23 protein-coding genes are annotated in these 26,412 nt (G+C 62.4%); 17 read left to right on the top strand and 6 right to left on the bottom strand.

Features of this window, described 5'->3' with window-relative positions; genetic code table 11:
* The first annotated feature begins 8 nt into the window (after positions 1-8).
* From AV929_RS03990 to AV929_RS03980, 3 genes are all read left to right on the top strand, one after another.
* Positions 9-2,342, top strand: coding sequence for an STT3 domain-containing protein (locus AV929_RS03990; protein WP_064287518.1), 2,334 nt, complete (start codon positions 9-11; stop codon positions 2,340-2,342).
* A 69-nt stretch (positions 2,343-2,411) separates the two neighbouring features.
* On the top strand, positions 2,412-2,885 hold the full coding sequence (locus AV929_RS03985; protein WP_050037525.1) for a hypothetical protein: 474 nt from the start codon (positions 2,412-2,414) through the stop codon (positions 2,883-2,885).
* Complete coding sequence (locus AV929_RS03980; RefSeq protein ID WP_050037524.1) at positions 2,878-3,372, top strand: hypothetical protein; 495 nt, start codon at positions 2,878-2,880, stop codon at positions 3,370-3,372. Before AV929_RS03985 ends, AV929_RS03980 begins: the two co-directional genes overlap by 8 nt.
* Positions 3,373-3,377: 5 nt before the next feature.
* Here the strand turns inward: AV929_RS03980 and aglM are convergent, their stop codons facing one another.
* The gene (gene aglM, locus AV929_RS03975; RefSeq protein ID WP_064287517.1) at positions 3,378-4,685 is read right to left on the bottom strand and encodes a UDP-glucose 6-dehydrogenase AglM; all 1,308 of its coding nucleotides are present in this window, start codon (positions 4,683-4,685) and stop codon (positions 3,378-3,380) included.
* An 88-nt stretch (positions 4,686-4,773) separates the two neighbouring features.
* Between aglM and aglF the strand changes: the two genes are divergently transcribed.
* The 4 genes from aglF to AV929_RS03955 all read left to right on the top strand — a co-directional run bounded on the left by aglF (position 4,774) and on the right by AV929_RS03955 (position 8,999).
* The gene (gene aglF / locus AV929_RS03970) at positions 4,774-5,529 is read left to right on the top strand and encodes a UTP--glucose-1-phosphate uridylyltransferase AglF (protein WP_014039467.1); all 756 of its coding nucleotides are present in this window, start codon (positions 4,774-4,776) and stop codon (positions 5,527-5,529) included.
* 249 nt (positions 5,530-5,778) lie between these two features.
* Entirely contained in the window at positions 5,779-7,194 is a 1,416-nt protein-coding gene (locus tag AV929_RS03965) for a sugar transferase (RefSeq protein WP_064287516.1), read from the top strand.
* Positions 7,195-7,465: 271 nt separating this feature from the next.
* Positions 7,466-8,590 carry a DUF4330 family protein gene (locus AV929_RS03960; protein WP_080510028.1) on the top strand — a complete coding sequence of 375 codons (1,125 nt, stop codon included), beginning with the start codon at positions 7,466-7,468 and terminating at the stop codon, positions 8,588-8,590.
* Between the two features lie 19 nt (positions 8,591-8,609).
* On the top strand, positions 8,610-8,999 hold the full coding sequence (locus AV929_RS03955; protein WP_064287515.1) for a hypothetical protein: 390 nt from the start codon (positions 8,610-8,612) through the stop codon (positions 8,997-8,999).
* A 15-nt stretch (positions 9,000-9,014) separates the two neighbouring features.
* Here the strand turns inward: AV929_RS03955 and glmS are convergent, their stop codons facing one another.
* The 3 genes from glmS to AV929_RS03940 all read right to left on the bottom strand — a co-directional run bounded on the left by glmS (position 9,015) and on the right by AV929_RS03940 (position 13,015).
* Entirely contained in the window at positions 9,015-10,805 is a 1,791-nt protein-coding gene (gene glmS / locus AV929_RS03950; RefSeq protein ID WP_014039465.1) for a glutamine--fructose-6-phosphate transaminase (isomerizing), read from the bottom strand.
* Positions 10,805-11,995 carry a bifunctional sugar-1-phosphate nucleotidylyltransferase/acetyltransferase gene (gene glmU / locus AV929_RS03945; protein ID WP_050037523.1) on the bottom strand — a complete coding sequence of 397 codons (1,191 nt, stop codon included), beginning with the start codon at positions 11,993-11,995 and terminating at the stop codon, positions 10,805-10,807. Before glmU ends, glmS begins: the two co-directional genes overlap by 1 nt.
* A gap of 159 nt (positions 11,996-12,154) precedes the next feature.
* Positions 12,155-13,015 (bottom strand): CheF family chemotaxis protein, encoded by an 861-nt coding sequence (locus AV929_RS03940; protein WP_014039463.1) that lies wholly within the window; start codon positions 13,013-13,015, stop codon positions 12,155-12,157.
* A gap of 165 nt (positions 13,016-13,180) precedes the next feature.
* On the opposite strand from AV929_RS03940, the gene acs (AV929_RS03935) reads away from it, so the two are divergent.
* The 8 genes from acs (AV929_RS03935) (at position 13,181) to AV929_RS03900 (ending at position 22,355) form a co-directional block, all read left to right on the top strand.
* On the top strand, positions 13,181-15,124 hold the full coding sequence (gene acs, locus AV929_RS03935) for an acetate--CoA ligase (RefSeq protein WP_064287514.1): 1,944 nt from the start codon (positions 13,181-13,183) through the stop codon (positions 15,122-15,124).
* 140 nt (positions 15,125-15,264) lie between these two features.
* On the top strand, positions 15,265-16,956 hold the full coding sequence (locus AV929_RS03930) for a bacterio-opsin activator domain-containing protein (protein ID WP_064287513.1): 1,692 nt from the start codon (positions 15,265-15,267) through the stop codon (positions 16,954-16,956).
* A gap of 70 nt (positions 16,957-17,026) precedes the next feature.
* On the top strand, positions 17,027-19,021 hold the full coding sequence (acs, locus tag AV929_RS03925) for an acetate--CoA ligase (protein ID WP_064287512.1): 1,995 nt from the start codon (positions 17,027-17,029) through the stop codon (positions 19,019-19,021).
* Positions 19,022-19,065: 44 nt separating this feature from the next.
* The gene (locus tag AV929_RS03920; RefSeq protein WP_064287511.1) at positions 19,066-19,500 is read left to right on the top strand and encodes a DUF4212 domain-containing protein; all 435 of its coding nucleotides are present in this window, start codon (positions 19,066-19,068) and stop codon (positions 19,498-19,500) included.
* Positions 19,497-21,167 (top strand): cation acetate symporter, encoded by a 1,671-nt coding sequence (locus AV929_RS03915; RefSeq protein WP_064287510.1) that lies wholly within the window; start codon positions 19,497-19,499, stop codon positions 21,165-21,167. Before AV929_RS03920 ends, AV929_RS03915 begins: the two co-directional genes overlap by 4 nt.
* Positions 21,168-21,171: 4 nt before the next feature.
* A complete protein-coding gene (locus tag AV929_RS03910) occupies positions 21,172-21,645 on the top strand; it encodes a universal stress protein (protein WP_064287509.1) in 474 nt (157 codons plus the stop codon).
* Positions 21,646-21,699: 54 nt separating this feature from the next.
* The gene (locus tag AV929_RS03905) at positions 21,700-21,915 is read left to right on the top strand and encodes a hypothetical protein (protein ID WP_008311011.1); all 216 of its coding nucleotides are present in this window, start codon (positions 21,700-21,702) and stop codon (positions 21,913-21,915) included.
* Between the two features lie 215 nt (positions 21,916-22,130).
* Entirely contained in the window at positions 22,131-22,355 is a 225-nt protein-coding gene (locus tag AV929_RS03900; RefSeq protein ID WP_064287508.1) for a hypothetical protein, read from the top strand.
* A gap of 308 nt (positions 22,356-22,663) precedes the next feature.
* On the opposite strand, the gene AV929_RS03895 is transcribed toward AV929_RS03900, so the two are convergent.
* The gene (locus tag AV929_RS03895; RefSeq protein WP_008311015.1) at positions 22,664-23,530 is read right to left on the bottom strand and encodes a CheF family chemotaxis protein; all 867 of its coding nucleotides are present in this window, start codon (positions 23,528-23,530) and stop codon (positions 22,664-22,666) included.
* Positions 23,531-23,720: 190 nt separating this feature from the next.
* Between AV929_RS03895 and AV929_RS03890 the strand changes: the two genes are divergently transcribed.
* Positions 23,721-24,326: a DUF4382 domain-containing protein gene (locus tag AV929_RS03890; protein WP_064287507.1), complete on the top strand. Its 606-nt coding sequence runs from the start codon at positions 23,721-23,723 to the stop codon at positions 24,324-24,326.
* Between the two features lie 15 nt (positions 24,327-24,341).
* Here AV929_RS03890 and AV929_RS03885 read toward each other — a convergent pair whose 3' ends face one another.
* On the bottom strand, positions 24,342-25,154 hold the full coding sequence (locus tag AV929_RS03885) for an undecaprenyl-diphosphate phosphatase (RefSeq protein ID WP_050037518.1): 813 nt from the start codon (positions 25,152-25,154) through the stop codon (positions 24,342-24,344).
* Between the two features lie 89 nt (positions 25,155-25,243).
* Here AV929_RS03885 and AV929_RS03880 point away from each other — a divergent pair, with 89 nt between their 5' ends.
* Entirely contained in the window at positions 25,244-26,359 is a 1,116-nt protein-coding gene (locus AV929_RS03880; RefSeq protein ID WP_050037517.1) for a mechanosensitive ion channel family protein, read from the top strand.
* Positions 26,360-26,412 lie beyond the last annotated feature (53 nt).

Raw genomic sequence — 26,412 nt, 5'->3', positions numbered from 1 at the left:
GAAGATACATGAGCGATACGCCCGGGGCGGGAGCGGTACTCGATGACCGGCCCGAGCTACGAGACGCGACAGCGGCGGTTCTGGCCGTCGACGACGAACAGGACGGCTGGACGTTTGACGACATTCCCATCGATTCGGGCCAGTTCGGTGAACTCGTCTCCGCGGGCATCGTCGAGAAAGACGGTGACGAGTACCGCGTCGCTGATCCCGACGCCGTGCGGGCCGCACTCGACGGCAAATCCGGGGTCGGCAGCGACAGCGAGAGCGGGACGGCTCTCGGTGACGCGCTGCGGTTTGATTTCGACGCGCGAGCAACTGGCCTGCTCGTCGCTGCTCTAGCGGTCGTGTTTGTCGCCCGAACGTACGTCATCGGGTCGATCTACCGCGGCGACGACATCGTCTTGTCGAGTAACGATCCGTATTACTACAGGTATCACGTCGAGCAGGTCGCGGCCAACGCCGGCGGCGCGGCCGATTTCGGAGCGCTCTCCGTGATTCCGGATGTAGTAACCAACGGGGAGCCACTCACGATCGCGACGCTCTGGTGGGTCGCCAGCCTCTTCGGCGGGAGCAAAGCAGTTATTGGCCACGTTCTCGCCTGGTATCCGGTCGTGTCGGCACTCGTCACGGGCGTCCTGCTCTATCTACTCGCGGTGCGGGTGTCCAGCGATCGGCGTGTCGGTCTCGCATCGGTCCTCTTCCTGGCATTTATTCCCGGCCACGCCTTTCGGACGAGCCTGGGTTTCGCAGATCACCACGCCTTCGACTATCCCTGGCTGGGACTCACCGCGCTTGCACTCGTGGTCGCGCTAACGACGGCCACGAGCCGAACGTCGCTTCGTCGACCACAGCCGTGGATCGCCGCGGTCGGTATCGGTGTCGGGATTGCCGGACAGGTACTTGCGTGGGAAGCCGGGCCATTGCTTGTCCTGCCGGTCTGTCTGGTGGTGCTTGGACAGACACTGCTGGATGGCTCAAACGACCGGTCGGCACTGGTCAGGAACGCGCCGGTCCTTGCCGGCGTTAGCCTCGGCGCGATACTCGCCTGGAGTGTTCATACTGTCACCGGCTGGCAGACTGCGCTCGTCGCTAGCACGCCAGCACTGCTGACGCTGGGCACTGTCGTCGTCATCGCGACAGCAGAAGCGGCCAGGCGATTCGGTGGCACTGCCAGACAACTGGCTGTGGTCGATCTCGGGCTTGGCATCGTCACCATCCTCGTCTTTCGTTTCGGCTTCACAGAACAGTGGGCCACGTTCGACAGGCGGCTCGATACGCTGTTTCGGTCCGACGCGATCGCCGAGACGTACGGACTGTTCAGCGCAGACGCCTTCGGCTTCCTGTTCCTGCTCGGCCTGACACTGTTCCTGGCACTCCCGGCGATGGTGTGGGGCATCGACCTCGCTCGGAACGACCGGAGCGGCTGGCTCGTCGCCAGTAGCTATGCCTGGGTACTGCTAGCTCTTTCCGTGATTCAGGTCCGCTTCGTCGGGGAACTGGCCCCGTTTCTCGCGCTGTTCGCCGGCCTCGCGTTCGTCTGGGCCGCCTCGTGGGTCGATCTCGCCCGACCGGTGCTGACGACTGGCGACAGCGACCTTCGAGACGTACTCGTTCCCGACAGCCGGGCAGTTGCATCGCTGGTCGTACTGTTCCTGTTGTTCGGGGCCCTCGGGATGGTGCAGGTGCCGGTGAAGACGAGTCAGGTGCTCGTCGAGGACGGGACATACGACGCGGCGACTGCAATCGAGGCAGACGCCGCCGATCGCGGGCTCGAATACCCCGAAAACTACGTCCTCAGCCGCTGGGGACAGAACCGTATGTACAACTACTTCGTCAACGGCGAGTCACAGAGCTACGGCTACGCTCGCCAGACGTACGGGCCGTTTCTCGCAGCGACGGACCCCGACGAGGCCCACAATCGGATTTCCGGTCGAGTCGGATACGTCGTAACGACAGAGATGGAACTGGAGGAACCGAGCACGATGTACGCTCGACTACACCAGCACTTCGGAAGCCAGAACGGAGATGTGGACGGACTGGCCCGCTACCGGCCGCTCTTCACGAGCGAAGACGGGAGCCACAAGGCGTTCGCGGTCGTTCCCGGTGGGGAGATTCGGGGGACTGCAGCCCCGAATTCGACCGTCTCGGTCGTAACGACAGTCGCTGTCTCGGACAGAGAGGTCGACTACGAGCGCCAGACGACAGCCGACCGCAACGGTGAGTTCACTGTTACCGTCGCAAACCCCGGGACGTACACCGTGACGACCGATAGCGGAAGTGAAACGACTGTCGAAGTCACAGAACGGACAGTGTACGACGGCGGCAACGTCACTATCGAGTGATTTTCGGAGACAGACACGCTGTGGTTCTGAAGCGAAACGACCATTGTACCCACCGAAAGAACAGAGAGTGTGCGCGTCTGGGTTCGTGCCGTCATCGTACTTGTGCTGTGTCTGATACTCGGTGGACTGTTCGTCCACGCGGCAGTTACAGAAGAGCAGCGGTCCCCGTATCCAGATGCTGCAGACCTTTCGACCGGGTACGAGTCGTACGTCGGACAGCACCTCATGGTGTTTGGAACAGTGACAGAGACCGGCGATGGCGGAATGGCAATCAGGGCCGAAAGCGACGGGACGGCAATAACGCTCAGGGTCACTGGGACGGAAGCGGCCGTCGAACCCGGTGGCGTCGTTCAGGTGTACGGAACGCTTGAATCGAATCAGACGATAGCAGCCGAGCGCGTCGAAGTCGTCAACAGCAGTCGGTGGGCGGAGTTCTACAAGTACGGTGCCTCGGCTGTCGGCGCACTCGGATTCCTGCTCCTGTTCTTCCGGTATTGGCGAATTGACCGAGAGACGTGGACGATGGAGGCACGCAATGGCTGACCTGCTGACTCACCTGCTCGTACCATACATCCTTTTGACGGTCGCGAGTTGGCGCATCGACTGGCTCGATCAGCGCTGGGTCATCGTTGGGATGGGCGGTGCGGCGATTCCCGATCTGATAAAACTAGAAATCGTCCTTGAGGAGAAAACGGTCGAATCTATACTTGGACTCCCGTTTTCGTACGATCCACTCTCCACACTTGGCGGAGTTCTGCTACTGGCCGGTGTCATCACCGTCGCATTCGAGAGACGCCACTGGCGGCGCGTGTTCGGACTCGTGACGTTCGGCGGCCTCACGTCGCTGCTGCTCGATGGGATGCGAGTGTACGCCGACGGGCGAGCGAGCGCCTGGCTGTATCCGTTCACGAACTGGCGGCCGCCGACACCGAGCCTGTACGTGTCTTCGGACCCGACCGTGCTCGTTGTGGCGCTACTCGCTGCCGGCACGGTAGCCGTCATCGACAGGCAAATACAGGCAGGTAACTGACTGCGCTACCAGGTCAATCCTTCGTAGGTGATGCCGTCGCGCCGCTCGATGATGCGTCGACCGTCAACGACGACGGAGTCTGCCATCTCGTCGAACGCAGCGTCGAGCGCTGCGAACTCGTCCCAGTCAGTGACGACAACAGCGCCTGATGCCCCCGCGAGAGCGGTTGCGGCCGAGTCGGCGTACTCGATGTCGGGATAGCGTTCGCGCATATTCTCGGTGGCAACGGGGTCGTAGGCGACGATTTCCGCGCCACGTTCTTTGAGTCCCTCGATGACCGGAACCGCGCGCGTGTTCCGGATATCGTCCGTTCCGGGTTTGAACGCCAGGCCGAGAACGGCGATGCGTTTGCCGGACACGTCGACGTGGTCGTCAAGTAGGGAGAGGAGGCGCTTGGGCTGGTCGTCGTTCAGTTCTACGGCCGCAGAAAGAACAGCAGGGTCGTAGCCCTGCTCCCGTGCCGCGGCGATGATGGCGTCCGTGTCCTTCGGGAAGCAACTGCCGCCCCAGCCAACGCCGCTCCGGAGGAACTGGTCGCCGATGCGGTCGTCGAGTCCGATGGCATCGGCGACCTCGTAGGCGTCGACGCCGAACTCCTTGCAGATGTTCCCGATGTCGTTGATGAGGCTGACTTTCGTCGCCAGAAACGTGTTGTTGGCGTACTTTATCATCTCGGCCTCGGCGATACCGGTTTCGACGACCGGCACATCATCGTCAGCGGCCTCGCGAAGCGGTTCGTACAGTTCGTTGAGAAGCGCCGTCGCACGGTCGTCGTCCGTCCCGAAGACGAGTTTGTCGGGGTTCAGGAAATCCGCCACGGCCGTCCCCTCGCGCTGGAACTCGGGATTGGACGCGACGAGGAAGTCCGTCCCGCGTTCGAGACCGGCGTCGGCGATACGGGGGGCGAGCCGGTCCTCGGTCGTGTTTGGGACGACAGTCGACTTCGTGACGACGAGGTGTGGATCCGTTGCCGCGTTCTCGGCACCGGCCAGCGCCTCGCCGACGGATGCCGCACCGGCTTCCATGAACTGGAGGTCGATGCTCCCGTCGTCGTTCGAGGGCGTCGGGAGCGCCAGCATCGTCAGTTCAGTATCGAGGATCTCGTCGTAGTCGGTACTTGCCCGAAGTCGACCGCCGCCGTGTTCGGCGACGAGTTCGTCGAGGCCAGGTTCGTGTATCGGCGACCGGCCGTCGTTGACCGTGTCGACGATGTCCTCGTCGATGTCTATCGTTACCACTTCGTGTCCGAGATCCGCAAGACACGCCGCGACCGTCGTCCCGACGTATCCGCTCCCGACAATACTGACGTTCATCGGGCGGCAGTAGTCGAGGGGCGGATATTATAATTCGGATCTTATAATTCGACAAGAGTTTTATCGGACGGCCAACGAATTGAGATATATGAAAGCTGTCGTACTCGCCGCTGGTGAGGGGACCCGTCTCCGCCCGCTGACCGAAGACAAGCCGAAGGGAATGGTAGAGGTCGCGGGGAAACCGATTCTGACCCACTGCTTCGAGCAGTTGATCGAACTAGGCGCTGACGAACTGCTGGTAGTTGTCGGCTACAAGAAGCAGGCCATCATTAATCACTACGAGGACGAGTTCGAAGGCGTCCCGATCACCTACACCCACCAGCGCGAACAGAACGGCCTCGCACACGCGCTTCTGACCGTCGAGGAGCACGTCGACGACGACTTCATGCTGATGCTCGGCGACAACATCTTCGAAGCGAACCTCCGAGATGTCGTCAACCGGCAGGCGGAGGAACGTGCCGACGCCGCTTTCCTCGTTGAGGAAGTCCCATGGGATGAGGCCGGGCGGTACGGTGTCTGTGACACCAACAAGTACGGCGAGATCACCGAAGTCGTCGAGAAACCGGAGGACCCGCCGTCGAACCTAGTGATGACCGGGTTCTATACGTTCACGCCGGCCATCTTCCACGCCTGCCATCTGGTACAGCCCTCCAACCGCGGCGAGTACGAGATCAGTGACGCGATTGACCTCCTGTTGCACTCCGGGCGGACGATCGACGCGATCCGCATGGACGGCTGGCGGAACGATATCGGCTATCCAGCGGACCGCGACCAGGCCGAGAAACGGCTGCAGGGCGAGATTGACCCGGAAATGGCTGCCGAGAACATCGCTGCAAGCGAGTGAGGGGCCACACAGGATAGCCTGGTCAGTAACCAGTGAGGACCACACAGTCACGTAGTTGGATCGACGCTGTGATAGCCGATACGACTGCGCTGGTACGTTCGTCGTGGGTGCGTCAGTACGCAAACAGCTCTCGTGCAATACTGTCTCTCAGTAGCACACCGTCTATTCAGGGCGGTTTGACTACAGTAGCTTCAGTATTTGAGTCCCGGGACGCAGGACTTATCCCGGAACTCGGCAATCACACTGATAATGGATAGTGGCTGGCGGTACCGGGTCGCAAGTGTAGCCGGCGTCGTCGTGCTGACAGCGGCCGCCGTCGCACTTGTTAACAACGCTACCATCCAGTCGATAGCGGCAACCATCCCGGTGTTCAATCGGCTACCGACTGACCCCCCAACTGGGTCGGAGTTCACGTTTGAACTGTTGGTCACAATCGCAGTCGTCGTTAGTGTGTTCCTCCCACTGTACAAACCCCGCCCGCGAAGAATTCTCGACGCTATAGCACTGGCCCAGAAGCGGGTGCTCGTAGCAGTTCTTGTTCTGGCGACAATCGGCTACTTCGACTACACGTACCGATTGCCGCGCTTGACGGTCGTGTTAGTAACCCCCTTATTACTGGTCGCACTGCCCGCATGGTTCGTGTGGATTCGCAAGCGGCCGTCGTCAAACGGCGAACGAACCATCGTCGTTGGGGACGACCTCAAGGTGATAGAAGAAGTGGCAAGTGAAGTCGACGGGACGCTTCTGGGCTATCTCTGTCCAACGAGTGTCATTACGACAGTCGAACGGACCGAAGCCATCGCTGACGGCGGAACTAACACCAGTGGGTTGGAACGGCTAGGTGGCCTCTCGCGAATCGAGGACGTACTCGTCGAGTATGATATCGACACTGTTGTGCTAGCGTTTGAACATGCCGACCGGGCGGAGTTCTTCGGCGCTCTCGACGCCTGTTACGAGTACGGTGTCAACGCGAAAGTCCATCGCGACCATACAGACTCTGTGTTGACCGCCAGCGGTGGCGTCGGAACCCTGATCGACGTGGAGATCGAGCCATGGGACATACAGGACTATATCCTCAAGCGCGCGTTCGATATCACGTTTGCATCGGCTGGGCTGGTGGCGCTATCGCCCGTTATTATTGGGATTATACTTGCGATAAAAGCAGAAGACGGTGGCTCAATACTGTACCAGCAAGACCGAACAGCAGTCTTCGGCGAAACCTTCTCGATCTACAAGTTCCGGTCGATGATCGAGAACGCCGAAGACGAGACCGGCGTGAAAATAAGTGACGAGGATGCGGGTGGGATCGATCCACGCGTGACATCGGTTGGCCGAGTGCTGCGACAGACGCACTTGGATGAGATCCCACAGCTCTGGTCGATACTACGGGGAGATATGAGCGTCGTCGGCCCACGGCCAGAACGGCCGGAACTGGACTCGGATATCCAGAGCGGTGTCGTTGACTGGCAGAAACGATGGTTCGTCAAGCCAGGCCTGACCGGGCCTGCCCAGGTTAATCATGTGACTGGAAAAGAGCCGAGCGAAAAGCTGCGATACGACCTCGAATACGTGCGTGACCAGTCGTTTAGCTATGATATGAAGCTTGTTTCAAGGCAGGTCTGGAGCGTTCTTATCGACATAATAACCGCGTACAAAAATCCGTAGAACCGTTTACACAGGTTTAACCCTTCGATCGGACAATGGGTTCTACAATCAAACAGTCGCGAAGAGTTTGTTACCGCCGTATCAAAAACACCCAGTTCTGTCATGAGTGGTACAGATCACCAGTTACGAAGAGCGTAAACAGCTTCTACGCTGTTCATGAGAAGGAACCCATGTTAACGAAAGACTGCATAAAAAACGATCGACAGAGGCATGTTGTAAAGTTACGGGGACCAAGCGAAAAGGCCATACACTGGCCGGGAAATGGCCCTGTATGAAGTCGATGAAAGAGTCATTCGGTATCATCGACGACGAAGGGAATCTGTTTGGCGTTATCAATATCATCGATGCCCTCGTCGTTGTGTTTGTTATTGCTGCACTTATCGCTGGAGCTAGCCTGATGCTAACGGGTAACAGTGATTCGAGTTCAGCACCGACAGCCGGGACAACTAATGTGACACTGGACCTCGGTACTCAACCAGAATATATTACTTCGCAAATATCGATCGGTGACAGCTACAGCCCGTCAGAGAATGCGGACGTAACGATCACTGATGTATATTTCACCCCCCAAGATGAGTCGACGCGAGCGGTGGTTCGAGCCGAATTGTCGGCTCCGGCTTCAGGAGAAACTATCCAGTACAACGGTGCACCGCCGCGATACGGCCGACAGCTTGAGATTCTAACTGAGACCTACTCCACCACAGGGACGATTCGTGACGTTGGTGGTGGATCCGAACTGACCACGACTGAGACAGAAGTAGTAGTCAAAGCTGATCTGTCAGAAACCGATGCCAGGCGCCTCAGTACTGGGCAACCGATCCGTGTTCAAGGTCGAGAGGTAGCTACTATCGAATCGGTAACAGCATACGGGACCAACAACCCCGATAAAAAGACCGTCTTCCTCGGGTTGACACTCCAGAGCGTGGCCTACGGTGAGCAGCAAGCATTCGGCGAGACGACGATCCGACCGGGAGCAAGCCTCTCCCTCCCGACGAAAGCGGGCCTCGTTAAGGGAGAAATTACGCGAGTCGGTTCGACGGCTCAACGCGGCCAGCCCGCAACTCGCGATGTCAAGTTACATTTGTCTAATGTGTCTCCATTACTCGCTAACGGCATTTCTCCGGGGATGACGGAGTCATTCGGTGGTGAAACGGTCGCACGGATTTCGGCCGTCCAACGTCAAAACGCGACAATCGTCACCAGAGGACAGAATGGAGAGATATACGAACGGGCACATCCGAGAAACCAAGACGTTACGTTCACCACAAACCTCTCTGTCCGAGAGACTGATACCGGCGTCACATTCAAAGGCCAGACACTTCAGCAGGGACGCGTCGTGACACTGGACCTGGGAACCGTAACGGTCAAGGCGACCGTTATCTCAGGCTATCAATGAGAGCCACGGAGACATCATAATGGTGAAACAGCGTTTCTGGTCAGCTATCGAGACCTCAACCCTCAAGTCGCTTTCCGATGAGTTCACACGGAATATCGAGCACTCCACGCTCGGCAGGATTTGTACTCGGTTGCTCGAGATAACTAGAGCATCCAGAATCTACTGCTGGCTCACCACAGAACCGGAGTCAACGGTCATCGTCATCGATCTACGCGAAACGCACACTGTCGGCCCACTACTCGCTGTTCTCGATGCTGTCACACCCCAGGATACACGACTCTGGAAAGATTCCGGCCTCGCCTCAATGGCCCAGTCCGTTCAAAAGACCCTCTCGGGTTCAAAAACAGCCAAGCTGGCGGCAAAGTTCCTCGAACCACCAGAACTACCAGAAAACCGCGAGCGCGAATAGCCAGCTACGCGCTGCTCACTCGACTGTCACGCTTTTCGCCAGATTCCGCGGCTTGTCAATGTTCCGCCCCAGCAACGCAGCCGTGTGATACGACACCAGTTGCAGATGCGTGTTCGCCAGCACTGCAGCGGCTCGCGGATGGGTCTCCGGAATCTGGAGCACATGGTCGGCGTACCGTTCAACGTCGCTCTGTCCGTCCGTAATCGCGACCACCGGCGCGTCCCTTGCTTCGACCTCTTTGACGTTCCCGATCGTCTTGCGGGTGCGCTCGTCGTCACCAGTCACGATAGCGAACACGGGCGTGTTCTCGGTCACCAGCGCCAACGGGCCGTGTTTCAGCTCACCCGCAGCGAAGCCCTCGGCGTGCTTGTACGTAATCTCCTTCATTTTCAGCGCGCCTTCGAGCGCCACGGGATTCTGATACCCGCGGCCGATGAAGAAGTAGGCGTTGGCGTCTTGATACAACTCAGCGACCTCCTGAGCGGCAGATTCGTCGAGAACCTCCTGAACGTGGCCGGGGAGGTCGCGGAGCGCGCTGATGACCTGCCGGGCGTCGCCGGTTGTGGACGTTCCGAGCGCGAGCAGGTTCAGCGCGGCCAGTTGTGAGGCGAAAGTCTTGGTCGCGGCGACGCCGATCTCCGGCCCAGCACGGATGTACAGCGCGTGATCGCACTCGCGGGCCGCGGTAGAGCCGACGACGTTGGTCACGGCCAGCGTGCGCGCGCCACGGCGGCGGGCCGCCCGAAGTGCCGATAGCGTGTCCGCGGTCTCGCCGCTCTGTGTGACGCCGACGACGAGCGCGTCACCGATGGGTGGCGTGGCAGTGGCGTACTCGCTTGCGAGGAACGCCTGGGCGGGGATACCGGCTTCGCGGAACAGTTGCGCGCCGTGCAGGGCGGCGTGGTAGGAGGTCCCGCAGGCGACGAACTGGACGCCGGTCGGGGAGAGATCTCCGAGGTCGCCGATGTCGACCGTCCCGGCGAGTTCGTCGACGCGGCCGCGGAGACACTGCCGGAGCGCGCGCGGCTGTTCGTGAATCTCCTTGAGCATGAAGTGGTCGTAGCCGCTCTTGCCGGTCTCCTCGGGGTCCCACTGGATAGTGTCGATGTCTTTCTCGACGACATTGCCGTCGATGTCAGTCACAGTCCACCCATCACCGTTGAGTCGGGCGAACTCGCCGTCAGCGAGATAGACGACCTTGTCGGTGAAGTCCCGGAAGGCGGGTACGTCACTGGCCAGATACGTCGCATCGTCGTCAATGCCTAACACGAGCGGCGAGTCGTTCCGCGCGGCGAACACCGAGTCACAGCCGGCGATGACGACGGCGACGGCGTAGCTGCCTTCAAGTCGGCTGACCGTCTCTCTGACAGCGTCTTCGGGGTCGGCTCCGGCGTCCAGCGCGTCCTCGATGAGATGGGGGACAACCTCCGTATCGGTGTCAGATGTGAAGGTGTGGCCGGCGCTCACGAGTTCGTCTCTCAGGGACTGGTAGTTCTCGATGATACCGTTGTGGACGACTGCGACCTCACCGGTACAATCCTGATGGGGGTGGGCGTTCTCGTCGGTCGGCGGGCCGTGCGTGCTCCAGCGAGTGTGGCCAATGCCGACCGAGCCCGAGAGCGTCCGTTCCGACAGCGCGTCGCGCAAGTCGGCGATTTTGCCGGAGTGTTTGCACAGGTCGATGTGGCTGTTCGCCAGTGCGACGCCAGCGGAGTCGTACCCGCGGTACTCCAGTTTCGAAAGGCCGTGGACGAGCGTATCGAGCGTCTCGTCGCCGCGGCCGACACAGCCGATGATACCACACATCAGCGGACCACCTCCGCGCCCTCGCGGACGGTTCCATCGACTGTCACGCCAGTGGCGAGCCGAGCGTTGGGGCCCACGAGCGATCCGGAGACGAAGCTCACGTCCCCGAGCGCAACAGCACGGTCGGCAATAACGGCACCGAGCCGCTGGTCCTCGAACACTTCCGTGCCGACCTGGACATCGGCCGGGCCGCCGGGGACGACCGTATTGACGCCCAGGTTCACGTCCTGACCGGTGACAGTATCGATGAGGGTCGAACTCGGGTCGACACGCGTATCGGCGTCGAGGACGGTGTGCTGGATGACACTGTTGGCCCCGATAGTGGTGTTACGGCCAAGCGCGACGTTCGGACCGATGACAGCGTCCGGTCCGACCTCGCAGTCCGGGCCAATGACGACCGGCGACTGGAGGGTCGCCTCGTCGTGAACGCGTGCGGAGTTGTCGACCCATACCTGCTCGTCGCGGGCCGATTCGACGACCCGACCCCGCGCCAGTACCTCGCGCGCGACGGTCAACAGGTCCCACGGGTATGTCGCGTCGACCCACATGCCGTCGACCTCGACTGCCTGAATGCGGTCAGATTCGAGCAGGAGTTCGATAGTGTCGGTCAGTGCCAGCTCGCCGGCGTGCCGCGTCGTTTCGTCGATAGCCTCGAAGATGTCGCCGTCGAAGGCGTACACGCCGCCGTTGATGAGCCTGAACTCGTCGTGTTGGGGCTTTTCGACGATGTCGACAATATCGCCGTCCTGTACCTCGACGGCACCGTACCGACTGGTGTCCTGTCGTTCGATGACAGCGATGCTTGTGTGCCCAGTCTCCGCGTAGGAGGTATCTACCGACTCGATAGTGGCCGCGTCGACGAGACGATCACCGTTCATCACCAGAACCGGGCCGTCGACGACGCTCCGCGCCTGGAGGAGCGCGTGCCCGCTACCGAGCTGTTTCGTCTGGCTCACGTAGGAAATAGGAGTGCCACGGTACGTCGGCCCGAAGTGGTCCTGAACGCGGTCGCGCTTGTAGCCGACGACGGCGACCAGCTTCTCGATGCCTGCCTCGACTAGTGCGTCGAAGACGTGTTCGAGGATCGGACGGTTCGCGGCCGGAAGCATTGGTTTTGGCCGGTTTCGCGTCAACGGCCGGAGGCGAGTCCCTTCACCCGCAGCGAGGACCACAGCCGTATCGATGTGCATACCTGTTGCAGACGGAGGAGGGGCTTCAATATGGCGGCCTTACCGAGATTGGTCGGCGTCTACTCGCCACGCATGTCCAGTTTGTGGCGTCGAAACCGAACGGGAGGGAGCGTCCGAGACAGTCGGTCCTCGCGATGCTTCACTGGTTCCGGGTACGGACTACTGCTCGCCCATCCGCTCGCCGGCGACCCGACGGCCCTTCGTCGTCAGATTCACTTCCGTCCGCTCCCGGAGCACGCTTATCACGTCGAGTTCGATCAGTCGGTCGAAGATTTCCTCGGTTTTCTCAACGTCAATGCCGACGAAGTTGGGAATGTCGAACGGCGACACGCCGGAGTGCAGCGCCATGATTACCCGCTTCTCAGTCGAGCTCAGGTCCAGATCGGCCTGGTTCTGTTCGGCGCTCTCTTCGAGCATCGTCCGGAGGACGGTTGCGTGGAACTCCTCGCCCGCGAGATGTGTTTCGACGCTGATGTCGTCCTCGCTGTGCTCGACCTGAATGACCGTCCGTTCCTCGCCGCTGACCTGCTTCTCTTCGACAGCGAGGTCACCGATGTCGGCGCGGTCGATGACAACGGCTTGCCCGTCAGCCATCGCGAGTTTCAGCGCCTCGTCGGTCACTTTGAGGCGACCCTTCGTCCACTCGGCGGACTGGACGACGCCGCCTTTCAGTGCAGGGTGTTGAACCAGCACGATTGCGCCGTCGAGACTCGCCCGGTAGAAGTCGGTCTCGAACGTCCCGTGGTCCGATGCCGACACGAGGATAACGTCCTCGCCGACGTAGAGCGCGACGTAGTCGGAGACGCCGGCGCTCTGCTGGTTCACGTCGAACCGGTCGGCGATACGGTCGATGTCGGTCAGTGAAATCTGTCGCTTGTCGTCACCCAGCAGGGCGACCCGCTCGGTGGTAAGGATAATGCGACAGTTTCGCCACTCGGCGTCGGTGAGGCGCTGGCCCTGTGAGACCGCCTGAAGGAACTGCCCCTTCGTATCGGCGATCTTCTTTTCGGTGTCGCTCATACCCCGTACCGGCCTCTCGTACACTCGTTGACCGCAGGACTCAATATAAGTTCCGTCGCCAGTGTCGAAAGTGAGAACGGCCGACTGCACTGGTGAGCCACTCACAGCGGAATCGTGCACAATTAGATAGGATATTTTTTGAGTACGGCGGTGTACTGTCAACTGATGACACGGGGTGACGAACCGGATCGGGGCCAGTCCCAGACGGGGCGAGAGACAGTCGAACCACCGGACTGGTTCGTCGAACAGGCGAACGTGACGGACCCGGCCGTCTACAACCGCTTCGAACGGGAGTGGCCCGATTGCTGGCGCGAGGCCGCCGCGTTGCTTGACTGGGAGGTTCCGTTCGAGACGGTGCTCCGTGGAACAGACGGGCCACCGTTCGAATGGTTCCCCGGTGGCCGATTAAACGCCGCATACAACTGTCTCGACCGACACCTCCCCGAGCGGAAGAACCAGCTCGCACTGGTCTGGGAGGGGCACCTCGGCGAGTCCCGCACCTACACCTACCTCGAACTGTACCGGGAAGTCAACGCCTTCGCCGCGGCGTTGCGCGAGCGCGGCGTCGGCCCGGACGACGTGGTGACGCTGTACCTGCCGATGGTGCCCGAACTCCCGGTCGCGATGCTGGCCTGTGCTCGCCTGGGTGTGCCACACAACGTCGTCTTCGCCGGGTTCTCCGCGGACGCACTGGCGACGCGAATGGAGCGAGCCGACTCGGAGTACCTCATCACCTGCGATGGCTACTACCGCCGCGGTAGCGCCGTCGCACAAAAGAACAAGGCGGATAACGCGCGCATCGCCGTCGACCACGACGTGTCGGTCGTGGTGCTCGACCGGCTGGGCCGTGATGTGCACTTAGGCGACGACTACGACGACTATCACGACCTGCTGGCGGCCCACGAGGGCGAGGAAGTCGAGCCGGTTTCGCGGGCGGCGGACGACCCGCTCTTTCGCATCTACACATCGGGGACGACCGGCCAGCCGAAGGCCGTCACCCACACGACCGGCGGGTATCTCGCACACGTCGCCTGGACCGCCCGGTCGGTCCTGGATATCAAGCCCGAGGACACCTACTGGTGTTCGGCCGACATCGGCTGGATTACCGGCCACTCCTACATCGTCTACGGCCCGCTCGCGCTCGGCACGACAACAGTACTGTACAACGGTACGGCGGACCACCCGAAAAAAGACCAGCTGTGGGAACTCATCGAGAAGTACGCCGTCGACGTGTTCTACACCGCGCCGACAGCCGTTCGGGCGTTCATGAAGTGGGGCGAGGAGTACCCCGACCGACACGACCTCTCCAGTCTACGCCTGCTGGGTACGGTCGGCGAACCAATGGATGCTCGCGCATGGGAGTGGTATCGCGAGCACATCGGCGGCGGCGAGTGCCCCATTGTCGACACATGGTGGCAGACCGAAACCGGAGCGGTGCTCGTATCGACGTTGCCCGGCGTCGACGAGATGAAACCCGGGGCCGCGGGAACGCCGCTGCCAGGAATCGAGGCGTCCGTCGTCGACCGCGAAGGTGCGGCGGTCGAGTCGGACACGGCCGGCGAACTCGTCGTGACGCGCCCCTGGCCGGGGATGCCGCGCGCGTTACTCGACGGAACGGACTGGGGCAGCGTCCCGGACAGCGCCGGGGAGTGGCGGTACTACCCCGAAGACAGCGTCTCGGTCGGCGACGACGGTTACATCACCTTTCTCGGTCGGATTGACGACGCGATTAACGTCGCCGGCCGGCGGTTCAGCACCAAGGAACTTGAGTCGACGGTCGCCGGCGTCACCGGCGTCGCCGAAGCCGCCGTCGTCGGTGCCGACGACGAGACGACCGGAACGGCGGTGTACGCGTTCGCCTCCCCGGAGGACGGCTACGCCGAGAGCGAACTCCGAGCAGCCATCGAAGAGGGCGTCGTCAACGCTATCGGTGGTATCGCCCGCCCCAAGGAAATCGTGTTCACGCCCGACCTTCCGAAGACGCGCTCGGGCAAGGTTATGCGCCGCCTGCTGACCGCAGTGGCCAACGACGAGGACCTGGGCGACACCAGCGCGCTACGGAACCCCGAAATCCTCGGCGAAATCCAGTCGACGACGAGAAAGGAGTGAGAAGTTTCGTATTTTTCTATATTGCCGAAACATTGGGGCGGCAATAGTGTCTTTAGTGACTGTTTTATCGGTCTTTTCTCAGACAAACGCACGATATGACCGCAATACTTATTTCGGTATTCTCTTATTTTCCGAAACGTATGGACGGAGCAGCGGACCGCATCGGTGAACGAGGGTACGAACAGCTCCGGCGTGCGGCCGAGACACACCGGTCCGACCTCGTGCTCCGGCTCGGCGCGGAGGTCGGACTCCGTCCGGCGGAGATGACGGCTGTTCGGCTGGCCGATATCACCGAGTTCGAGGGCCATCGCCTGCTTGCCGTTCGGGACGGCAACGAGGTTGTACGCGAAACGTACCTCCCGGACTCGGTCGAACACGACATGCGGAAGTACGCAAACGCGTCCGGGAAAGCCGATGACGAGCCGCTGGTTTCCGTTTCCCCGCGGCGGCTCCAGATGCTCGTCAGCGAGGTGGCCGACCGGGCCGCCGAGACGGCGCCGCACCTGCGAGGGGTTTCCTCGCGCGACCTCCGATGGCGGTTCGCGGCGAGTCTGCTGGACGACGGCGTCCCGCCGGACGTGGTCTGCACGCTCGGCGGCTGGGACCGACTCGACCGCCTCGATCCCCTGCTTGACGAACCGGACCGGGAAACCATCGTCGCGGCCGTTGACGGGTCCGTCAAGCGGGCAGCCTCAAGCGAGTCCCAGCGACCCGTCGACTGGATTATGACGGTCAGCGAGGCGCTTGCGGCCGCTGCAACCGGCGAAGCAATTGCGACGGCAGTCTGTGACCACCTGACCGAGACGGCGGGCTTCGAGTTCGCCTGGCTCGCCGAGCGTACCGGCGACGGGCTGACACTGCGCACGACGACAGAGATCTCGGAGTCGGCCGTCGAGCGCCAGATTCACGAGCATATCGAGTCGGTCACCGCGCCGCTAGACGTGGGCGAGATTCGTGTCGTCGACGACAGCGCCGGACCGGTCGCTCTGGTCCCGCTCGTCAGGGAAAACGCCGTCTCCGGTGTCATCGGAGTGGGGGCCAGCGAGAGGCTTACCGACGCGGAACGCGCCGTACTGTCCGCACTCGGGGTTCAGGTCGGCCACGCACAGGTCGCCGCCGAACGCAAGCGACTCCTGCTTGCCGACACGGTGACCGAGTTGGAGTTCCACTGTGCGGACGAGCGGACCTTTACCGCCGGGGTGTCCGGGGCGTTGCAGTGTACGGTCGAACTGTCCGGCGTCGTTCCCGTTGCGGGCCAGTCGCTGCTGTACTACCTGATGGTCGAAGGTGCCTCGGCCGACGCGATACTGTCGTACGCGGACACCGACGACGGCGTGACCGACGCCAGACTCCTCGAAGAGCACAGCGACGGCGTGCTACTGGAGGTCGTAGTCACCGACACGCCAGCGCTCCAGTTGGTCGAGAGCGGTGGCCGCGTTCGCTCTGTGACGGCCACCGACGGCGTGGCGACTATCGCCGTCGAGCTCCCCAGCGAGGCCGACATCAGACCGACAGTCAACGCCGTCACCGACGCCTACCCGGAGACGTCGTTAGCGGCGAAGCGAGAGACGGAACGGCCGGCCGAAACAGAGACAGGGTTCCGCGACCGACTGACCGACACGCTCTCCGACCGGCAGGAGACCGTCCTCCAGGCGGCCTACCACAGCGGCTACTTCGAGTGGCCCCGCGGGTCGACCGCCGAAGAGCTAGCGGAATCGCTAGACGTCTCGTCGCCGACGTTACACAATCACCTCAGGAAAGCCCAGCAGAAGGTCCTGACCGCGTTTTTCGACGACCGGCCGACCGAACCGCGACAGCCGACCGACAACTGAAACCCTGTTTCATGTTATCGTAGTTAGACCCCCCGTTTATATGGTCACTGTGAAATATCGATGATAGACCATGTCAGATGAAGATGTCCAACTCGAAGCACGGCTCGAAGAACAGGAGGTTTTCGAGCCCCCGGAGTCGTTCGTCGAGCAGGCGAACGTCACGGACGAGGGTATCTACGAGGAGTTTACCGAGAACTGGCCGGAGTGCTGGGAGGGGGCCGCCGACCTGCTCGACTGGGAGGAGGGTTACGATCAGGTACTCGACGACTCGAACCCGCCGTTCTACGAGTGGTTCACGGACGGGAAACTAAACGCCTCGGCGAACTGTCTGGACCGCCATTTGGAGGAGCGCGGCGACGAAGCCGCTATCGAGTGGGTGGGTGAGCCGGTCGAGGAAGACAACATCACCTACACCTACGAGGAACTTCACCAGAAGGTCAACGAGTTCGCGGCCGGCCTGCGGGAGATGGGCGTCGGCGAGGACGACGTCGTGACGATGTACATGCCGATGATCCCGCAGCTGCCGATAGCCATGCTGGCCTGTGCCCGCATCGGCGCGCCACACTCCGTCGTGTTCGCCGGCTTCTCCGCGGACGCGCTCGCGACGCGGATGAACTCCGCCGATTCTGAGTATCTTGTCACCTGCGACGGCTACTACCGACGAGGGGACCCGCTCGACCACCTCGACAAAGCCAACGAGGGGCTGAGCGGCGTCGACCACGAGGTCGAGCGCGCAATCGTCGCCGAGCGCCTGATGGACGGCGACGGCTTCGACCACGACTACGCCGACAACCAGGTCGCCTTCGAGGACGTCATCGCCGACAACGAGGGCGCGACGGTCGAGCCGGTCGACCGCGACGCCGAGGATATGCTGTTTCTCATGTACACCTCCGGGACCACCGGGAAGCCGAAAGGCGTCAAACACTCCACGGGTGGCTACCTCGCGTGGGCAGCCTGGACCTCTCAGGCAGTGCTCGATATCAAACCCGAGGACACGTACTTCTGCTCGGCCGACATCGGCTGGATTACCGGCCACTCCTACATCGTCTACGGCCCGCTCGCGCTCGGGACGACGACGATGATGTACGAGGGGACACCGGACTACCCCGACAAGGACCGCCTCTGGGACATCGTCGAGGAGTACGAGGCCGACCAGCTGTACACCGCGCCGACGGCCATCCGCGCGTTCATGAAGTGGGGCAAGCAGTACCCCGAACAGCACGACCTCTCCAGCCTGCGCCTGCTGGGGACGGTCGGTGAGCCGATCAACCCTCGCGCCTGGAAATGGTACTACAAACATATCGGGGGCGAGGAGTGCCCCGTCGTCGACACCTGGTGGCAGACCGAGACCGGCGGCATGATGATAACGACGCTGCCCGGCGTCAAGGACATGAAACCCGGGTCGGCCGGGCCGCCGCTACCGGGCAACGACGTCCGCATCGTCGACACCGAGGGTAAGGAAGTCGAACCCGGCCGCGCCGGCTACCTGACCGTCGACAAGCCGTGGCCCGGCATGCTCCGGACGCTGTACAAGAACGACGAACGGTTCATCGACGAATACTGGGCCGAGTACTCGGACACCGATAGCGACGACTCCGACGACTGGGTGTACTTCCCCGAGGACGGAGCGAAGATCGACGACGACGGCTACATCACCGTGCTGGGGCGGGTCGACGACGTGATCAACGTCTCCGGCCACCGCCTCGGGACGATGGAGATCGAGAGCGCTATCGTCGGCGTGGAAGGCGTCGCCGAAGCCGCTGTCGTCGGTGGCGACCACGATATCAAGGGCGAAGCGGTGTACGCGTACGTCATCACCGAGGACGGCTACGAGGAAGACGAAGACCTCCGTAGTGCGATTATCGACGGCGTCGAGGACGCTATCGGGCCAATCGCGCGGCCGGAAGCCGTCATCTTCACGCCCGAACTGCCGAAGACCCGCTCCGGGAAGATCATGCGCCGCCTGCTGGAAGACATCGCCAACGGCGAGGAACTGGGCGATACGAGCACACTGCGAAACCCTGACGTCGTCAGTGATATCGAGACCAAAGTCCAGGGTGACTGAGCCGTAGCGGCGAACAGCACCACGAATTTTCAACCTATCAACCCATGTCAAGAGACACGCCTGCGGATCGAGAAGAGTCAACTATCCAATCAGATGGCGGCACGGAGACCGCCCACGAGGACATCGACTACCTCGACAGGGAGGTGAACCTGTTACGGCCGAGCACGCCGTTCATGCGCGACCACCTGAAGATCATCTGGAGCAGTTTCGTGCTCTGGGCGCTGGTCGTGTTCGGGCCGGTGACGCTGACCGCGCTTGCGCCGGAGATGATGACCGTGCAGACGCCGATATTCGGCTTCCCGCTGCACTACTTCCTCGTCTCGCTCGGCGCGCCAACGGGTGCGCTCATCCTGGCAGTCGTCTACACCCGCTACAGGGACCGACTCGACCAGAAGTACGGTATCGACCCCGATTCCGTCGAGAGCACGGCTCCCGAGACCGGCGAGGCGACGGCCGCTGACGGGGGTGTCGAGCAGTGACGGTCCCGTTACAGGCGGAAGCGCTGGACATCTCGTTCAAGCTCGTCCCGGCGATCATCGTCTTCCTGATGATGGCCTCGTTCCTCGTCATCGGCTACGTGTTCAAAGTGGCCGACACGGAGGGAATGTGGGTCGCGGGCCGCGGCATCGGCAACATCGAGAACGGGATGGCCATCGGTGCGAACTGGATGTCCGCCGCCTCGTATCTGGGACTCGCCGGACTAGTTGCGCTCTCTGGCTTCTACGGGCTGGCGTTCATCGTCGGCTGGACGACCGGATACTTCGTCCTGCTCATATTCCTGGCGGCACAGATGCGCCGGTTCGGGAAGTACACCGCGCCGGACTTCGTCGGCGACCGGTTCAATTCGCCAACCGCCCGCGCGCTAGCCGCGTTCACTACGCTACTCATCGCGTACGTCTACTCCGTTGGTCAGGCCCGCGGCATGGGGCTGGTCGGTCAGTACGTCTTCGGCCTTGACATCATCCCGATGATCGTCGTGATGATGACCATTACCGTCGGCTACCTCGCGCTCTCGGGAATGCTGGGCGCGACGAAGAACATGGCCGTCCAGTACACCATCCTCATCGTCGCGTTCCTTGCCGGCGTGTACGTCGTCGGCTTCTCGCAGGGGTACTCGACGATACTCCCGCAGATAGAGTACGGCGCGCTGATTGCCGACCTCGGTCGCGAGTTCTCCGCACCGTTCGTGAACCAGCCGTTCTACCTCTGGATCGCGACAGCGTTCTCGCTCATTGTTGGGACCTGTGGCCTCCCGCACGTCCTCGTCCGGTTCTACACGGTCAGGAGCGAGCGCGTCGCCCGCTGGTCCTGTGTGTGGGGGCTGTTCTTCATCCTCCTGCTCTACTGGGCGTCGCCCGCGATGGCAGCCTTCGGCGTCGACCTGTTCCAGACGACGACGGGCGCGAGCGCATACGCTGCTGAAGGCGGGATGTCTGGCGCTGAGGGTGACGTGATCGTCGTCCTCGCCGCGCAGTTCGCCGACCTCCCGACGTGGTTCGTCGGCCTCGTCGCGGCCGGTGCGATGGCCGCCGCCATTGCAACGACCGCCGGGCTGTTCATCACAGCCTCCTCTGCGGTCGCACACGACATCTACACCGAACTGATCAACCCTGACGCGACCCAGCGACAGCAGGTGCTCATCGGTCGCGGGACGATCATTGGCATGGGCGCGCTGGTAACGGTGACCGCGTTCAACCCACCGGCGCTCATCGGCGAACTGGTCGCCTACGCGTTCTCGCTGGCCGGCGTCGTCCTGTTCCCGATGTTCTTCCTCGGCCTCTGGTGGGAGAACACGAACCGTCAGGGCGCGCTGGCCGGGATGGTGCTCGGCCTGCTCATCTGGATCACCTCGATTATCAACAGCGTCCTGCCGAACTACATCGGTGCGCTCGGCGCAGCCGCTGGCGAGGGAGGTGCACTCGTTCCGATATACGCCCAGTACGTCCCGCCCATCGGCGCTGCGCTGATCGGGACGCCGGTCGTGTTCATCGTCACCATCGCCGTCTCGCTGGCGACGCCCGAGCCGCCCCTGGAGACGAAGAAGATGGTTCGACAGTGTCACAGCCCCGAGCCGATGGGGCAACAGGAAACCGCCGCAGACGTCGTCGGTGACAGCACCAGCGGCGGCACCCCCGCAGACGACTAAACCCATGTACGACAACATTCTCGTTCCGACCGACGGCAGCGAAACCGCCGAAAACGCGGTCGACCAGGCAGTCGACATCGCCTCGAAGTACGGCGCAACGGTCCACGCGCTGTACGTCGTCGACGTCGACGCCACCAGCTACTCGCTGGGGACAGAGCAGGTCGACCGCATCCGCCAGGGGAACCTGGAGGAGATGACCGACATAAAGCGAGACGCCGACGACGCCACCGGCTACGTCCGCGACCGCGCCGCCGAACACGGCCTCGAAGTCGAAGAGCACATCACCGCCGGCGAACCGGCCCGCGCCATCCGGAAGTTCGTCGAGGACAACGACATCGACCTCGTCGTGATGGGGTCCCACGGCCGCTCGGGACTGAAGCGCGTCATCCTCGGCAGCGTCACGGAGAAAGTGCTCCGCCGGACGCGACTGCCAGTGCTCGTCGTCGACGTCCACGGCGAGACGGACGTTGAAGACTGACAGTACCATGGCACTGAATCGACTCCAATCGCTGCGGACCACGCGAGGCCGCCGATGAGCGTCGTCGACACCCTCCGCAACCACGTCCGCGACCACAAGCGAGGGATGTTCGTCGACCTCGTGTTCGCTATCGCCTGGGTAACCGCCGTGAGCGTCATCTTCGACCTGCTGTCGGCTCCGCAGTGGGTCTACTACCTGACGCTCGCCGGCGGCGTCGTCGCGTACTACGGTTTCTTCTGGTCGCTTGAGCTGGCGATGGAACAGCAGTAGGTCGGGCTCCGTTTTTCACGGTGGCGACGGATTCACAGCCAATTCACGAGGGGTTTGTGAAACATACACGTATAGTGGCTGAATCACCGCCGTACCCGGGCCATCCAAGCACCCCTCTATTCTCAAGGCCGTAGAATTTCGGTCTCGCCGGTACTAATAAGACCATGTAGGTGCATTGACTCTTTCGACGGCAGCAGACGCTGTGGAGTTCAGCAATGATATACGAAAGTTCGACGGGAGAGTACTACAGTGGTCTCGACATCTGGATGCGCTTCGAGTCGGGGTTCTGGGAACCACACGATTGGAGCCAAGCGACTGGACAGGAGTGGGTACAGACGGAGGCGGGTGACGTCCTCACCCTGACGCCGGTTCCGGAGTCCGACCTTCCGGACGGGGTGTCGGTGACGGAGGCCGAAGACACCGAGTTCTTGCGCGAGTAACGGCTGCGAGACGGGAACAGCACGCGAGGCCGGCTGGACTGCCTGGACCACAATATGATCGGCAGGCCAACCTCCACTGTGGGTCACAGTGGATGCGCCGTTCGGCGGTACCGCCCCACCGCTCCGGGTCAGGAGCGGTCCCCGCCTGATCTTTGATCGACCGGCGTCAGAGGAAGTCGTTCTACGGCGCGTAGCGCCACGCCGCTCACGAGTCACTGCGTTCCTCGTTCGCTATCCGAGGGCCCTCCTCCGGTCGGCCCCTCGCTACTCACGGTTTCGCCGTTCGTTCAGAGGCGCGTAGCGCCTCTCTATTTCTCACTCATCGCCTCACTCGCCATATTCCGCCCCTGCGCGTTCAACGCGACCTCGGTCCGAACCCGGACCTCGTCAACCGCCCCAATATCAAGCAGTTTCTGATAGATTTCCTCGACTTCGTCGGGCGTCGTTCCGACGAAATCGGACATCTCGAACGGTGAAACACCGGAGTACAGCGCCATCAACACCTGGCTCTCCATCTCCGAGAGTTCGTAATCGTCCTCACGGTCCTCGATAACGCGGGTGAACAGCGTCTTCAGCGCCCGCGTGTGGTGGTCCATCCCCGAGATGTGGGTCTCGACGCTGCGGTCCTGGTCGTCAGTGTGTTCGACCTCGATGACCTCCCGCTCCTGGCCCATCACGGTACTGGTCCCGGTTTCGATGGTTCCGACGTCCTCTATTTCGAAGGACATACTCTTGCCGCCGGGGAACTGGAGGCGGATGATGTCATCGTCCAGTTGAAACCGTGCCTTGCTCCACTCGGCGTCCTCCTGAACGACGCCGCCGACGACCGCCTGCTGTCGCGCGAGGATGACCTCGCCCTGTAGCGTGGCGCGGACGTACTCCGTCTCGAAGTCGTCCAGGTTCGGCGTGTCGACGAGCAGAACGTTGTTGCCGACCTCCAGCGCGGTTGCACCGCCGGTCCCGCCGTCGGGGACAAGATCGTCGGGGTTCGACGGGAGGGTGATGTTGGAGTGTGGAATAGGCTGTTTCGAGCCGTTCGTCGCCAGAATGAGTCGCTTGTTGGTGACGATGAGTCGACAGGAACGCCACTTCGGGTCGGTCACCGTGTCGCCATCGCGGACGACGTACTGGAAGTCCCCCGATGTGTCGACTAGTTTGCGTTCGTCACCACTCATGGCCGCTGGTACTACAGATTTGATGCCAAGGGATAAATAACTTCCATCGTCGCCAGCACGGCACTGGTCGATACCACCCGGTCTGTGTCACCCAGAAACCGTTCACTGCCGGCAAATCGGGCGAAACTCGGCTGAAATCGGCCTGACTATCTGCCGGCTCCTTTACCCTGGGACGGCTGTAGAACAGTGTATGCACGATCCACAGCAGTCAGGAACGACGTCTCGACGCGACTATCTGAAAGCCGCCGGCGGCCTCGCGGCAGCGAGCACGGTCGGCCTCGCCGGCTGTTCCGGGAGCGGTACCGAAACAGGCACGCTCGCGACACAGGTGACCGACCAGCCGGGCGACATCGCTGATTTCGAATCGTGTGTCATCACGATGGCCGGTATCTGGGTAAAGCCAGTCTCAGAGGCGGACACAGCGACCGAAGAATCGACGACAGCGGACACGAGCGACGCCCGCGAGTACCACGAGTTCGACGAGGCCCAGGAAGCCGACCTGGTCCAGTTGCAGGACGGCAACACCTCGCTCGTCGACGAGACCGAACTCGAGGTTGACACCTACGAGTTCCTCCAGCTCGACGTGACAGGCGTCGACGGGACGCTCGCAGAGGGCGGTGACGCGACGGTCGATACGCCCGGCGACGCGCCGCTACAGTTCACGCAGGAGTACGAAATCCGCGCGGATACCCGCACCGTGTTCACGGCCGACTTCACCCCGGTCAAGCGTGGCCAGACAGGCGAGTACATCCTTCAGCCGGTCGCCAGCGGCACCGAAGTCGAGTACGAGGAGTAGGCCGCCCTCTGGTCGCTACAGCGCGACGAGCAGCCCGCCGACGACGCCCAGCCCGCCAAACACCGTACAGACCGCCCAGAACGGGACCTGTCGCACCAGGCGGACCAGCGCATCGACGGTGAGGTAGCCGACCACGGCACTCACAGCGAGGGCGACAACGGCCGGCAGCGGGTCGATTGCCGGCACGCCGTCGTCAACGAGGACCAGTACGTTCGCGGCGAGCGCGGCCGGAATCGACAGCAGAAACGAGAGCCGAAGCGACGACTCGCCTTCGTGGCCTCGGAGCAGCAGGGCACTCACCGTCGTCCCGGACCGGGAGACACCGGGAAGGATAGCCAGGCCCTGCAGGACGCCCACCAGCACGGCGTCGACCCCGTCCGGAATCTCGCGCTCACCAAGCGATAGCGCCGCGGCGAAGCGCTGGAGCAGACCGGTGACGACGAGCAGGCCGCCGACCAGCGCCAGAAAGAGCCCGCCCTCAAGATTTGAGACAGCCGCGTCGAGCACCAGATACGCGGGAAGACCGGTGACGGCGGTCGCCGCCGTCGCGATGACGATAAACGAGAGGTCCGCCGTCTCGTCGGCGAACGGGCGACGGGAGAGTTCTCGGATCGAACGCAGGATGGTTCGAACTTCGGTGCGGTAGTAGGCCGTCGCCGCGACCGCTGTCCCGGCGTGGAGAAAGAGCGCGAGACGGGTCGCGGCGGCCGGGGAGACGCCAGTGGCCACCGTCGACGCGAGAGCGACGCCGCCCTCGCTGGAGACCGGAATCCACTCCAGTATCCCTTGCAGCAGGCCCAGCAGAATAGCGACGAGAATCGGGTTCATACCCACGGAGCGGACGCCGCGGGACAAAGGCCGTTCGGTTCGGGCCGTCGACGTGGCAGTATATATAGCGCTGGTGTCCAAACGGGGGTATGCAACTGGGAAGCGGGGTGGTAGACCTGCTGTCGGGACTACCGGCCTGGCAGGGGTTTCTCGTGCTCGTCGGCAGCGGAGTCGCGCTCGCGCTGGTCATCCGCGTCCTCGGCGACCGACTGCTCAGACGGGTCACACCCCATATCGAGGGCGACGTCGACGACATCGTCTTCCGTGGAATCCACACCGCCGTGTACGTCACAGTCGGCCTCGGCGGCGCGTACGCTGGCGCACAGATTTATGACATCCGGCCGGCGGTCGCCGTCTCGCTGGAAGCCGGGACGCTCTCGCTGGTCGTCATCGTCTGGATGGTGATTCTGCTGCGTATCGGCCGCCAGGCATCAACCATCGCGACGGATTCGGCGTACATCGACCGCCAGATGGTCCCTATCCTCCAGAACGTCTGGAGCGCGCTCATCTCCGGCGGCGGCGTCCTCCTCCTACTGGTCCTCTGGGACATCGACGTGACGCCACTGCTTGCCTCGGCGGGGATTATGGGCATCATTGTCGGGCTGGCGGCCCGAGACACGCTGGCGAACTTCTTCGGCTCGCTGTCGCTGTATCTCGACGGGACGTACGCGGTCGGCGATTTCGTCGTTCTGGAGACCGGCGAGCGCGGTCGCGTCGAAGACATCTCTGTCCGCTCGACAGTCATCCGTACTCGCGACGACATCCTCGTTACTGTGCCGAACTCGAAGCTCAACAATGCCGCCATCATCAACGAGTCGACGCCGAGACGCAAGCGCCGGATTCGCGTGCCTGTCGGCGTCGCCTACGGGACGGATATCGACCACGTCGAGGAGATTCTCCTGGAACTAGCCGAGGCCGAAGACCTCGTGCAGGAACGGCCGAATCCGCGGGTCCGATTCCGGGAGTTCGGCGACTCCGCGCTGAACTTCGAGCTCCTGTGCTGGGTCAGCAACCCGGCCCTGACAGCCCGTGCGACCCACGAGCTCAACAGCGCGATCTACAAGCGGTTCCAGGCTGAGGACATCGGAATTCCGTTCCCCCAGCGGTCCATCTCCATCTCGGCCGAGGAGGTTCCGGGCGAACTGTTCGACCAAGCACAGTCGGAGGGCAAAGCCACAGACGACGGCGGCATGGCTGGCAAGTGAGCGCAGGCAAGGTCGCAGGGCTGACCGACTCGGGTGACCGAGAGGTCGAAACG

The sequence above is a fragment of the Haloarcula sp. K1 genome, from assembly GCF_001647155.1.
Classification (GTDB): Archaea; Halobacteriota; Halobacteria; order Halobacteriales; family Haloarculaceae; genus Haloarcula; species Haloarcula hispanica.
This window is presented reverse-complemented; position numbering and strand designations above follow the sequence as displayed.

Excerpts from the sequence above, each read along its gene's own strand:
- AV929_RS03940 (WP_014039463.1), bottom strand. The coding sequence starts at position 13,015 with ATGAGCGACACCGAAAAGAAGATCGCCGATACGAAGGGGCAGTTCCTT.
- AV929_RS03910 (WP_064287509.1), top strand. The coding sequence starts at position 21,172 with ATGTACGACAACATTCTCGTTCCGACCGACGGCAGCGAAACCGCCGAA.
- AV929_RS03885 (WP_050037518.1), bottom strand. The coding sequence starts at position 25,154 with ATGAACCCGATTCTCGTCGCTATTCTGCTGGGCCTGCTGCAAGGGATA.
- AV929_RS03895 (WP_008311015.1), bottom strand. The coding sequence starts at position 23,530 with ATGAGTGGTGACGAACGCAAACTAGTCGACACATCGGGGGACTTCCAG.
- aglM (WP_064287517.1), bottom strand. The coding sequence starts at position 4,685 with ATGAACGTCAGTATTGTCGGGAGCGGATACGTCGGGACGACGGTCGCG.
- AV929_RS03920 (WP_064287511.1), top strand. The coding sequence starts at position 19,066 with ATGTCAAGAGACACGCCTGCGGATCGAGAAGAGTCAACTATCCAATCA.
- glmU (WP_050037523.1), bottom strand. The coding sequence starts at position 11,995 with ATGCACATCGATACGGCTGTGGTCCTCGCTGCGGGTGAAGGGACTCGC.
- AV929_RS03990 (WP_064287518.1), top strand. The coding sequence starts at position 9 with ATGAGCGATACGCCCGGGGCGGGAGCGGTACTCGATGACCGGCCCGAG.
- AV929_RS03960 (WP_080510028.1), top strand. The coding sequence starts at position 7,466 with ATGAAGTCGATGAAAGAGTCATTCGGTATCATCGACGACGAAGGGAAT.
- glmS (WP_014039465.1), bottom strand. The coding sequence starts at position 10,805 with ATGTGTGGTATCATCGGCTGTGTCGGCCGCGGCGACGAGACGCTCGAT.
- AV929_RS03980 (WP_050037524.1), top strand. The coding sequence starts at position 2,878 with ATGGCTGACCTGCTGACTCACCTGCTCGTACCATACATCCTTTTGACG.
- AV929_RS03955 (WP_064287515.1), top strand. The coding sequence starts at position 8,610 with ATGGTGAAACAGCGTTTCTGGTCAGCTATCGAGACCTCAACCCTCAAG.
- AV929_RS03930 (WP_064287513.1), top strand. The coding sequence starts at position 15,265 with ATGGACGGAGCAGCGGACCGCATCGGTGAACGAGGGTACGAACAGCTC.
- AV929_RS03965 (WP_064287516.1), top strand. The coding sequence starts at position 5,779 with ATGGATAGTGGCTGGCGGTACCGGGTCGCAAGTGTAGCCGGCGTCGTC.
- AV929_RS03905 (WP_008311011.1), top strand. The coding sequence starts at position 21,700 with ATGAGCGTCGTCGACACCCTCCGCAACCACGTCCGCGACCACAAGCGA.
- AV929_RS03890 (WP_064287507.1), top strand. The coding sequence starts at position 23,721 with ATGCACGATCCACAGCAGTCAGGAACGACGTCTCGACGCGACTATCTG.
- aglF (WP_014039467.1), top strand. The coding sequence starts at position 4,774 with ATGAAAGCTGTCGTACTCGCCGCTGGTGAGGGGACCCGTCTCCGCCCG.
- acs (WP_064287514.1), top strand. The coding sequence starts at position 13,181 with ATGACACGGGGTGACGAACCGGATCGGGGCCAGTCCCAGACGGGGCGA.
- AV929_RS03900 (WP_064287508.1), top strand. The coding sequence starts at position 22,131 with ATGATATACGAAAGTTCGACGGGAGAGTACTACAGTGGTCTCGACATC.
- acs (WP_064287512.1), top strand. The coding sequence starts at position 17,027 with ATGTCAGATGAAGATGTCCAACTCGAAGCACGGCTCGAAGAACAGGAG.
- AV929_RS03880 (WP_050037517.1), top strand. The coding sequence starts at position 25,244 with ATGCAACTGGGAAGCGGGGTGGTAGACCTGCTGTCGGGACTACCGGCC.